Source organism: Deltaproteobacteria bacterium (assembly GCA_021737785.1).
In the GTDB taxonomy this organism is placed as follows: domain Bacteria; phylum Desulfobacterota; class DSM-4660; order Desulfatiglandales; family Desulfatiglandaceae; genus AUK324.
In genome coordinates this window covers 1-11115 of record JAIPDI010000019.1, presented here as the reverse complement: position 1 = coordinate 11115, position 11115 = coordinate 1, and the positions used below count along the sequence as shown (strand labels likewise).

Here is an 11115-nt window from a genome sequence, read left to right as displayed (position 1 = left end):
CTTTATCAGTCAGCGCTCAAAAATTACCGGGAGTTGCACCACTAAATTTTTTGGTTGCGGCTGTTAGGCCGCCTTGGGTGATTTCCCTGACCGGAACGTCGTTGCGCCTTGACAGTGCGCATCCTCAATACGATCCGGATTTCCCGCTCCGCCTTCCGACTTCCCCGTTCCGACTTCCGCGTTCCATAGCATGGAGCACTACTCCATACTATGCATGTAAGTCAAGGAAAATTTGCATTTTGTTCTTGACATAAAAAATATGATGGCCTATAGGTGGCATAAGTCTATTTGGGTCGTCTCCAACCCTTCCGAATATGTGCGTGCGAGGCAGGAATGCGAATCAGCGAGCTTTCAAAACTCACCAACGCCCCGAAAGAGACGATCCATTTCTATGTCCGGGAAGGCCTTATTCCGCGGCCCAGGAAACAGGGAAAAAACGTCGCGGACTATGACGAGAGCTATATCGAGCGCATCCTCCTGATCAGAAAAATCCAGGATCATTTTTTCCTCCCCCTCTCCCTTATTAAGAAGATCATCAAACGGCACGACCGATCCCCGGAGCTGAAGGCCCTTCTGGACCTGCGCGTGGGCTATTTCAGTCCCCTGGACCAGTTGCTGGAAGAAGACGTGATCGGAGAAGAGGCGTTCTGTAATACCACCGGCATGGCGGCCAAATGGCTCACGCAGTTTGAGGAGTGGGGCGTCATTTCATCCACAATCTCCGATGGCAAAAAGGTGTACTCCCAGGACGATGTCATCATGGGGAGGCTGCTGGTTGACCTGGACCGGGCCGGCTTCGGGCCCAAAGACGGATTCGACCCGTCTTCTCTGAGGCAGTATATCGACTTGTTTAGAAAGATCGTGAAACTCGCCCATGAAAGATTCCTCAATACCCATCTGGATCAATTTACGCCCCAGGAAAATCTGGAGAGGGCTATTCGAGGCCGGGAACTCATGGGGGTCTTTTTTTACCACCTGTACAGGAAACTGGTTCAGGAAGAAGACAGCCGGTTTGGGAATTTGGGGTTCAGAAATTGAGGACCCTGGTAATTCTTAAGACTCTGTGTCTTACCGCCTTATGTGAGCGTCTTTGGGTTCCGGTTTGGCCGGGTTAGAATCGGTAAACGGCGTTATCGGCTTTTCTTTTCCAACCTTAAACCCTACGGAAAGGAGATTCGGGCTATGAAGAAAGGATTGGCGGTTTGGAGCGTTATCGGGGCTGTCTTTCTAATGATGACAGCCGGTTTTACGGCCTGGGCAGCAGAGGATGTGATCAAGATCGGCGTTATCGGCCCCATGAATTTCGTCCAGGGGAAGGGACACTGGGGCGGGGCGGTGATGGCAATGGAGGAGGTCAACGCCAAGGGGGGCGTCCAGGTCGGCGACAAGAAGATGAAAATCGAACTGATCAAGGCGGATTCCAATGAGTTTCTGAGCATCACGGACGCCACCAATGCCATGGAACTCCTCCTGACGCGCAACAAGGCGGATTTTGTGGTGGGCGGCTTCAGGACCGAGGCGGTCCTGGCCATGCAGGATGTGGCCATGGACAATAAGAAGATCTTTGTCGGCTGCGGCGCGGCCCATCCCGAACTGTGCACCCGCGTGGCCAAGGACTATGACCGGTACAAATACTTTTTCCGGGGAACCCCTTTCAACTCCATGTTCCTGGTCAAGACCTGCTTTATTCAGATGGCGACCGTGGCCGGGATATTGAAGAAGGTCCTCAACATCCCCAAGATAAAGGTGGCCATTGTGGCTGAAAAGCAGGTGTGGGCGGACCCCATGGTGGCGGCGACCCAGCAGACCCTTCCCAAATTGGGGATGGAGGAGGCCGGCGTCTGGAGACCCTCCCAGACGGCCACGGATGTCACGGCCGAACTCTCGGCCATCGAGAGTTCAGGGGCCCATGTGATCTTCACCATGTTCTCGGCCTCGGTGGGCATTACCTTTGCCAGGCAGGCCGGGGAGCTCAAGATCCCTGCGGCCCAGGTGGGGATCAATGTGGAGGCCCAGAAAGAAGGTTTCTGGGACGCCACCCAGGGGATGGGCAACTATGTGATGACCATGAACACCTATGCCAGGGATGTGGAGGCCAACGACCTGACCAAACCCTTTGTTCATGGCTATATTGAGCGCTATGGCGAGGTGCCCACCTACACGGCCGACACCTATACCGTCATTCTCCACAGCATCGTCCCGGCCATCGAAAAGGCGGGATCATTGGATTCAGACAAGGTGGTCCAGGCCATGGAGGAGGGTGTCCCCCACAAGACCCCTTCCGGCGTCGCCGATTACCTCAAAGACGAACAGGACCGTCCGCTCCACGATCTGAGGTGGGGCCCCGGCTTTCTGACCAGCCTCGGGGTCCAGTGGCAGGATGGAAAACTCGTGGGGGTGTGGCCCAACAAGTGGAAGCCTGCTGAAGGCGTCCCGGAAGTCACCTACAAGGGTATGGTTCCCTACAAGATCGCACCCTGGATCGTTAAAAAATACAAGAAATAGCGGTTGGTTCCCAAGGGTCTTTTCACCCCCGCCAGTGGATGGGGCGGGGGTGAAAGCCCCTTTTTGTTATGGGAATAGAGGCTTATCGGAGGCATCATGTTTCTGGACATCGTGATCACCGGTCTCATCAGCGGCAGCGTCTACGCCCTCCTGGCCATCGGGTTCTCCCTGATCTTCGGCGTGGCCCGCATTGTCAACATCGCACACACGGCCTTTTACATGCTGGCGGCCTATTGCATCTATTTTGTCACCCAGAAGGCGGGCCTGCATCCGCTCCTGGGGATGCTGGCCGCCTTTGTTGTGGTCACGCTTCTGGGCCTTCTGGCGTACAAGCTCTTCATCGATCCCATACGGGAACATGAGGGTGCGGTCCTGATCGGGACCATCGCCCTTGCCATCGCCATGCAGGAATTCATGCTCCTCCTGTTTACCGGCGACTATGTGAGCGTCCCTTCCTTGATCAAGGGCTACTTCGCCATCTCGGGGGTCAAGGTCTTTTATCAGCAACTCCTTACCTTCGGCATGGTGCTGCTCGTTCTTCTTGCCCTATGGGTCCTCCTCATGAAAACCCGGCTGGGTCTGGCCATACGATCCACGGCCGAGGACAGGGAGGTGGCCAACCTCATGGGCATGAACGACAGCCGGGTGGCCATGACGGCCATGGGGGTCTCCGTGGGGCTGGCCGCCATCACCGGGGCGGTTATCGCGCCGCTGACCATCCTCACTCCCTTCATGTGGATGCACCCCCTTATTATGATGATGGCGGTGGTGGTCTTGGGCGGCATGGGGAGCATCAAGGGGAGCTTTGCAGGGGCCTACATCCTCGGATTTGCGGAGTCGTTGGTGGTCTTCCTGATCCCTCAGGGGGCCTTTCTCAAGGGGTCGGTTGCCCTCAGCATCATGATCCTGGTCCTCCTGATCCGTCCCGAAGGTCTTTTCGGCATCTCCTTTGAGGAAGAGAGGTAGCGCCATGGGTCTTTTCTGGTTTTATGTGAGAAGAGGGTATCGGGTGGTCAGAAATGAGGTCCTGGTCCTCCCCAGCCGGGTCATCCTCGGCCTGTTCGTCATGACCCTCCTTTTCTTGCCCCTTTTCACCCAGGATGCCTATACCCTCCGAATCCTGATCCTGACCAGCATCTTCGCCATCCTGGCCGCCAGCTGGGATCTTCTATCCGGATATACCGGCCAGATGAACTTCGGTCACGCCCTCTTTTTTGGGGTGGGGGCCTATACCGCGGCCCTTCTGAACCTCTACGTCCATATCCCCCCCTGGGGAAGCATCCCCTTAGGGGGAATGGCGGCCGTCCTGGCCGGTCTGGTCATCGGAATCCCCTGCCTCCGGCTGAGGGGCACCTATTTGGCGCTGACCACCCTGGCCTTTCCCATCATTCTGATGGGCATTATTTTCGCCTTGCCGGGCATCACCGGCGGCGAACTGGGGGTTTCGGGACTCACACGTCTCTCCCATTCCAGGATCTGGGACTATTATATCACCGTGGGGCTGATGCTGATCCTGTGCACTGTCATGTGGAAGATCACCGATTCCAATACAGGCGTCATCTTTCATGCCATTCGGGAAGACGAGTTGGCGGTCAGGTCCGCGGGCATCAACACCACCCGCTACAAACTCCTGGCCTTCAGTCTGAGCGGGTTCTTTGCAGGGATATCGGGCGGGCTCTATGCCCACTTCATGCGGATCGCCGGCCCATCCACCCTGGAGGTCTCCATGTCCTTTACCGTGGTGATCTGGGCCATATTCGGCGGAATCGTGACCATCTACGGCCCTGTGGGCGCCGTGTTCATCCTCTTTCCCATGCTGGAATTTTTCCGCTTCTGGCCGGAATACAGGACGCTCATGTTTGCCGGGGTCGTCCTTTTGATCCTGCTCTATATGCCGGAGGGTCTCCTCCCTTGGATTCGGGACAAGATCGAGGTCCAGTGTCCCCGGTGTAAGATACGGAACGCGGCCTTACGAAAGACATGCCGGATCTGCACGGCGTCGCTGGACTGAGGGCAGTGAAGAATGAAGAATGAAGAGTGAAGAATGGTCTCGACGCAGATCCGAACCGCGGGAGGGGCTTTCAACCTCGATCCCATGAGGCCGTCAATATGACCCGTATCCAAAATCCAGCAACCAGTATCGAGTATCCAGAACCCTGAACCCTTTACCAGAGGACACCATGGACCCTAAAGAAGCCTATCTGTCAAAGCCGTGGCTCAAGTACTATCCGGAAGGCGTACCCGAAGACGTGGACGTTCCCCATGTCTCCGTGCCGGAGCTGTTCGATGAGGTGGCCGCAAAATACAGCGGGAAGACGGCCCTGATCTTTTACGGGAGCAAGATCAGCTATGCCAAGCTCAAGGACCTGATCGATCGATTTGCCACGGCACTTCACCGGCTGGGAGTGAAAAAGGGGGACACGGTCTCGCTCTATCTCCTCAACTGTCCCCAGTATGTGGTCGCCTATCTTGCCGCGTTGAAACTGGGGGCCAAGGTCACGCCCATCAGTCCGGTATACACCAGCCAGGAGGTTCGGCACCAGCTCGAGGACAGCGAGGCGTCCACCATCGTCTGCGAGGACATCCTCTATGACAATGTGGCAAAGGCCGGGGTCTCCCTTCAGAATGTCATCCTCACCAATATCGGCGATTATCTCCCGGCCATCAAGCGTCTGTTCGGGAGAAAGGCCCTGGCCAAGGCATACAAAGGGATGGAGGCCCCCACTGCCGAGCGCGCCAGGGCCTCGGGATTGCATCTCTTTCAGGACCTGGTCAAGGATACCCCGCCCGAACCGCCGCAGGTGGTGATTGATCCTGAAGACATTGCGGCCCTCCCCTATACGGGTGGGACCACAGGGCTTCCCAAGGCGGCCATCCTGACCCATCGCAATATGGTGGCCCTTCAGGCCCAGGTACTTGCCTTCTGGCCTATTTTCGAAGAGGGAAAAGAGGTGGGAATCGCCTTTCTCCCCTTTTTTCACATCTACGGTCAGGTGGTGGTCATGTTGAGCGGGTTGATCCAAGGGTCCACCCTGGTTCTCTTCACCACACCGGACCTGGATGAGATCATCTCGGCCATGGAAAGATACGAGGCCTCGGCCTTTTACGGGGTGCCCACCCTGTTCGAATATCTCAAGGAATACGAAAAAACCGATCGGGTGAACTGGAAGCGGCTGAAGCTCATTGCCTGCGGGGCCGACACCCTCCACGAATCCACCACCCAGGGATGGGAGCGGAGGACCGGGGTCAAGATCCTGGAGGGATACGGCATGACCGAAACCACTGCGGTCAGCCACAGCACCCCCTACAACCGACCCAAGGCGGGCTCCTTCGGCGTGCCCCTCCCCGGGGTCAATGCGGCCATCGTGGATGTGGAGGGGACGGAGTTCGTTCCCGTGGGCGAGGTGGGGGAGCTGATCCTGAATGGGCCCAATATCATGAAGGGGTATTGGAAACGGCCCCAGGAGACCGAGGAATCCCTGGTTACGATCGAGGGGAAAAAATGGCTCCGGACCGGGGATCTGGTGAGAATGGACGATGAGGGATATTTTCATTTTTTCGACCGGAAGCGGGACCTGATCAAGTACAAGGGATATTCGGTATTCGCCAGACACGTGGAGGAGGTCCTCTACAGCCATCCCCAGATCAAGGCGGCCGGGGTGGTGGGCGTGCCCGATCCGGCCGCGGGCCAGATCATCAAGGCCTATGTGGTCCTTCAGTCCGAGGCCAGGGGCAAGGTCTCTGAAGAGGAGATCACGGAATTCTGCCGGCAGAATATGGCCCACTACAAGGTCCCCAAGATCATCGAATTTCGAGGAGAACTCCCCAAGACCGACGTGGGAAAGGTCTCCAGGCGTGAACTGAGAGAAGAGGCCGAGGAAATCTGATATGACGCAACCCTTTCTGGAGATCAATTCCCTCCGCAAGGACTTCGGCGGGCTCCGGGCCGTAAACGACGTGAGCTTTTCCATGGGGCGGGATGAGATCCTGGGCCTGATCGGTCCCAACGGCGCAGGCAAGACCACCCTCCTGAGACTGATCACCGCCATCCTGCGGCCCGATTCCGGCTCCATCCAATACAAGGGCGAGGAGATCGTGGGGCTCAAGACATGGGGCATCGTCAACCGGGGCATCGCCTGCACCTTTCAGAACATGCGGCCCTTTCGAAGGCTCCCAATCATTGCCAACGTGATGGTCTCATGCCTTTCCCCTCGCGCCATGAAGCGTGGGGAGTGGGTCAAGAAGGTGGAGGCAAAGGCCATGGATGCCCTTGAGTTTGCAGGGATTTCGGACATGGCACTGGAGAAGGCCTCCACCCTTTCGCAGGGGGACCTCAAGCGCCTGGAGGTGGCCCGGGCCATTGCCACCGAACCCGAATTGCTCCTCCTGGATGAGCCCTTCGGGGGCCTCAGTCCTGCGGAGACGGAATTGATGGCCAAGTCCATCCAGAGACTCAACAAGGGCGGCCGGTTCGGCAGGCTCCACAGCGAGGGACCGGCCATGATTATTGTAGAGCACAAACTGCAACAGCTCATGAAGATCGTAAACCGGATTATCGTCCTCAACTTCGGGACCATCATCGCCGACGGCAAGCCCGAGGAGGTGGTGACCAATGAAAAGGTGATGGAGGCCTACCTCGGCCAGGAGGAGATGTGACAGTGCTGCTGACGGTTTCCCACATGACGGTCTGCTACGACAGGGCCATGCTCTTAAACGATATCAGCATGGAAGTGGACACGGGCGAGCTGGTGAGCCTGGTGGGCCCCAATGGGGCCGGCAAATCGACCCTCCTGCGGGCCATTACCGGGCTGGTGGCCTGGGAGGCCCGGCTCAAGAAGCGCTCGGCCGAAGGAGACATCACCCTCCAGGGGGAGGTGACCTTTGACGGGGAGCGGATCGACCAGGTGCCCGCACACCGGATCGTGGAAAGGGGCCTGATCCACTGCCCGGAACGGCGCCGTCCCTTTCGGGAGATGAGTGTAAGAGACAATCTCCTTGCGGGGGCCTATCTTTCCAGGGACAAGACGCAAATGGCGGAAAACCTCAGCCGGATCTATGACCTCTTTCCGGTCCTCCAATCCCGCGCCAGGCAGATATCCGGAACCTTGTCGGGCGGCGAGCAGCAGATGCTGGCCATCGGCCGGGCCATGATGTCCAACCCCAGACTGCTCTGCATCGATGAGCCCTCCACCGGCCTGGCCCCCAAGACAAGGGCCGAGGTCTTCGGCAAAATCCGGGAAATCAGCGGACTCGGCATTACCGTCCTCTTGGTGGAACAGGAGGTGAGCACGGTGTTCAAGATGGCCTCCCGGAATTATGTCCTCTCCTCGGGCAAGATCATCGCCCAGGGACATGGAAACGACCTTCTCCAGAACGAGGTCATCCGCAAGACCTACCTGGGCCTGTAGGTCCCAGCTGTTTATTCATCATCCGCTTTCGTCTTGACATCATCCGTCCATATTAGGTATATAATCACTTTATAGCTAAATAATAGCCATGTTCGGGCAGAGGGCCCTCCGATGGGTTCCCCCGGTCCCGATCCCACCTTAAGAGGAGATCAACCTATGGAATTTACGAATGAACTTATAGAAATCGTCGGAAAAGAAAACGTATTTGACGCCCGGGTGGAATGCCTCGCCTACTCCCGGGATCTCTCGGTGCATGAAGGGATCCCCGATGTCGTGGTCTTTGCCCGGACCACTGAGCAGATCGCCGCCATCATGCGGCTGGCCCACCGGGAAAAGGTGCCCGTGACCGTCCAGGGATCAGGAACCGCCACCACCGGGGCGTCGCTTCCCGTAGAAGGGGGCATCCTTCTGGATGTCCACAGGATGAACAATATTCTCGAGATCGACAAGGACAACTTTTTCGCTCGGGTCGAACCCGGCGTCATCTGCAACGATCTCAACATCGCCCTCAAGAAATTCAATCTCATGTTCCCGCCCAATCCCGGCAGCGAACTCATTGCCACCATCGGCGGGATGATGTCCACCAATTCGAGCGGGCACCGGGCCGTCAAGTACGGCACGGCCAGGGATTATGTCAAGGGTCTCAAGGTGGTCCTGGCGGACGGCACGGTGATCGAGACCGGATTCAGGACCCCCAAGTCGTCCTTCGGATATGACCTGAATCACGTCTTTGCCAGTTCTGAAGGTACGCTGGGGGTGATTACCGAGGTTACGGTGAAGATCCAGCCGGTCCCGGAATACAATGCCCTGGCCCTGGCCATCTTTCACGATCTGTTTGCCGCCGGAAAGGCCGTGACCGACATCGTCGGATCGGGCATCCAGTTGACCGCCTGTGAGATTTTAGACAATTACAGCCTCAAGGTGGTGGAAGAGGCCATCGGAAAAGATGTCAGCAAGATAGAGGCCATGTTGATCATCGAGTCGGACGGGGTCAAGGAGACGGTCACCCGGGACATGGAGCGGATCGGCGAGATATGCCGGAAATATGGGGTGGAGGAATTCACCTGGAGCGACGACCCGGCCAAGGCCGGGGAGATCATGGAGGCCAGGGGCAAACTGGTGCCCACCCTCTCGAGGATCAAGCCGGGCAACCGGCTGGTGGCCATTTCCGAAGACCTGGGCATCCCCCCCACCCGGATCCCGGAGGTGATCACGCGGGCCCAGGAGATCTCCAAAAAATACAACCTGTTGATTACCACCTTCGGGCATATTGGAGACGGTAATGTGCATACCACCTTTGTCACGGACATGCGGAGCCGGGAGGAATGGGACAGGCTCCGACCGGCGGCCGATGAACTGGCCGATCTGGCCCTTGAGATGGGGGGCACGGTGACGGCCGAGCATGGCACCGGACTTGCCAGAAACCCCTACATCGAAAAACAGCTGGGGCCGGCCCTTGAGGTGATGAGGTCCATCAAGAATGCCCTGGATCCCCTGAACATCCTGAACCCCGGGAAGATGGGGCTCGAAAAGAAGAAATACGATATCTACGATTACTTTGCCTTCAAGACCTTTCTGGAACACCCCGAAGGGGTCAATTCCTACGGCGAGGCGGTTGACAATGAACTCTTGGCATGCATCTATTGCGGGTTCTGCCGCCTCGGGTGCCCCACCTTCAGCGTGACCCACAGGGAGTCGCGCAATGCCCGGGGGCGAAATGTCCTGGCCTTTAACCTCTTGAACGGGACCATCGAGCCCTCACAGGACCTGGCAGAGGCCTTTTACAGTTGTACCACGTGCCAGGCCTGCACCTATTTCTGCCCGGCCCGGGTCAAGGTGGACGAGATCGTCGAAGGGGTGCGAAAGAAATTGTATACCGCCGGTCTTACCCCGGCACCGGTGCTCGGGATTCGAGACAATATCTTTAAGATGGGGAATGTCTATGCCAGCGCCAAGGCGGATCGGATCGACATCTATCCCCCGGCGCTCAAAGAAAAAATCAGCAAAGGGGAGCTCAAGGCGGAGGCCGAAACCCTCCTCTTCATGGGGTGCGTGCCCAGCTACCTGGACATGAAGATGGTTCCCAGCCTGATCAAACCCCTGGATGCCGCGGGCGTGGATTACACCAGCCTGGCCACCGAAGAGGGCTGCTGCGGATTCCCGTTGTTCCTGATGGGGACCGATGAGTTTGAACCCCATGCCCGGAAGGTCATTGAACGGATCAAGGCCACCGGTGCGCAGGAGCTGGTGACCCCGTGCGCCGGATGTTACAAGACCTTCAAGAAAATCTACCCGGAGGTCGGAGATCTGGGGATGGAGGTGTATCACTCGGTCCACTATCTATTGAAACTTATCACCGAAGGAAAAATCACCTTCAAGGGAGAACTGGGGAAGAAGGTCACCTATCATGATCCCTGCGACCTGGGGCGGGCCTTCCAGATCTTCGAGGAACCGAGAAATATCCTCAAGGCGATCCCCGGACTCGAATTTGTGGAGATGGCCAGGAATCGGCTCCAGGCCCGGTGCTGCGGCGGCGGGGGAGGGGTATTGGCCAATAATCCCGATATGGCCGTGGAGATCGCGGCCGAACGGGTGAGAGACGCCCTGGCCGTGGGCGCCGAGATCATCGTCTCGGGCTGTGCGGCCTGCAAGGACAACCTGAAAAAGGGCGCCAAGATGATCCCCAAGCAGGAGCGGGGAAAGATCAAGGTTATGGATATCACGGAGATCGTGGCCCAGCAGATGGCGGAGTGAGACTGGATGCTGGATATTCGATACTGGGTTCTGGTGACTCACACCCCGGTGAAACAAGAGCAAAAAAGCGTTTCACAGGGCAGGCGGAGACACCCCGAGTGAAACAACACAGAAAAGGTTTCACCCCGGTTAAATAAAGAAAACAAAAGATTTAACTGGGCAGGCGGGGCAGGCAAAGAACACAGAGAAAAAGAAAAAAATTCATTACAAAACCCTAAAATAAACCCCCTTTGTGGCTTCGTGGCTTTGTGTGAGCCCCGCCTTGCCGGGGTTGGTTGCGGTTATCCGCTTTAGACTCTTTGTCTGTAACTTCTCTGCAACGTGCGAAGAAGTTTTCCCGTGGGGGTCTCTGCCTCCCGCCCAGGAGGCGGGACAAAAACCGAATACAGCTCCTGGGGACGGCAGCAGGGCTTTACAATACAGTCTGTTCCAGCCCCAAGAACAGTCT

The 11115-nt window shown here is 57.3% G+C and carries 8 protein-coding genes; all 8 read left to right on the top strand.

Features of this window, described 5'->3' with window-relative positions; all coding sequences use genetic code 11:
• Nucleotides 1-333 precede the first annotated feature (333 nt).
• The 8 genes from K9N21_10920 (at nt 334) to K9N21_10885 (ending at nt 10667) form a co-directional block, all read left to right on the top strand.
• Nucleotides 334-1038, top strand: a complete 705-nt coding sequence (locus K9N21_10920) for a MerR family transcriptional regulator (protein ID MCF8144420.1) — start codon at nt 334-336, stop codon at nt 1036-1038.
• A gap of 192 nt (nt 1039-1230) precedes the next feature.
• Nucleotides 1231-2505: an ABC transporter substrate-binding protein gene (locus K9N21_10915; protein MCF8144419.1), complete on the top strand. Its 1275-nt coding sequence runs from the start codon at nt 1231-1233 to the stop codon at nt 2503-2505.
• A gap of 96 nt (nt 2506-2601) precedes the next feature.
• Nucleotides 2602-3471, top strand: coding sequence for a branched-chain amino acid ABC transporter permease (locus tag K9N21_10910; protein ID MCF8144418.1), 870 nt, complete (start codon nt 2602-2604; stop codon nt 3469-3471).
• Between the two features lie 4 nt (nt 3472-3475).
• A complete protein-coding gene (locus K9N21_10905; protein ID MCF8144417.1) occupies nt 3476-4516 on the top strand; it encodes a branched-chain amino acid ABC transporter permease in 1041 nt (346 codons plus the stop codon).
• Nucleotides 4517-4685: 169 nt separating this feature from the next.
• Nucleotides 4686-6392 carry a long-chain fatty acid--CoA ligase gene (locus K9N21_10900; protein MCF8144416.1) on the top strand — a complete coding sequence of 569 codons (1707 nt, stop codon included), beginning with the start codon at nt 4686-4688 and terminating at the stop codon, nt 6390-6392.
• A gap of 1 nt (nt 6393) precedes the next feature.
• Nucleotides 6394-7161, top strand: coding sequence for an ABC transporter ATP-binding protein (locus K9N21_10895; GenBank protein MCF8144415.1), 768 nt, complete (start codon nt 6394-6396; stop codon nt 7159-7161).
• A gap of 5 nt (nt 7162-7166) precedes the next feature.
• Entirely contained in the window at nt 7167-7913 is a 747-nt protein-coding gene (locus K9N21_10890) for an ABC transporter ATP-binding protein (protein ID MCF8144414.1), read from the top strand.
• Nucleotides 7914-8069: 156 nt separating this feature from the next.
• Nucleotides 8070-10667, top strand: coding sequence for an FAD-binding oxidoreductase (locus K9N21_10885; protein MCF8144413.1), 2598 nt, complete (start codon nt 8070-8072; stop codon nt 10665-10667).
• Nucleotides 10668-11115 lie beyond the last annotated feature (448 nt).

Bases quoted from the DNA above. Each gene is read 5' to 3' on its own strand.
- K9N21_10885 (MCF8144413.1), top strand. From the start codon at position 8,070: ATGGAATTTACGAATGAACTTATAGAAATCGTCGGAAAAGAAAACGTA.
- K9N21_10920 (MCF8144420.1), top strand. From the start codon at position 334: ATGCGAATCAGCGAGCTTTCAAAACTCACCAACGCCCCGAAAGAGACG.
- K9N21_10895 (MCF8144415.1), top strand. From the start codon at position 6,394: ATGACGCAACCCTTTCTGGAGATCAATTCCCTCCGCAAGGACTTCGGC.
- K9N21_10915 (MCF8144419.1), top strand. From the start codon at position 1,231: ATGATGACAGCCGGTTTTACGGCCTGGGCAGCAGAGGATGTGATCAAG.
- K9N21_10910 (MCF8144418.1), top strand. From the start codon at position 2,602: ATGTTTCTGGACATCGTGATCACCGGTCTCATCAGCGGCAGCGTCTAC.
- K9N21_10900 (MCF8144416.1), top strand. From the start codon at position 4,686: ATGGACCCTAAAGAAGCCTATCTGTCAAAGCCGTGGCTCAAGTACTAT.
- K9N21_10905 (MCF8144417.1), top strand. From the start codon at position 3,476: ATGGGTCTTTTCTGGTTTTATGTGAGAAGAGGGTATCGGGTGGTCAGA.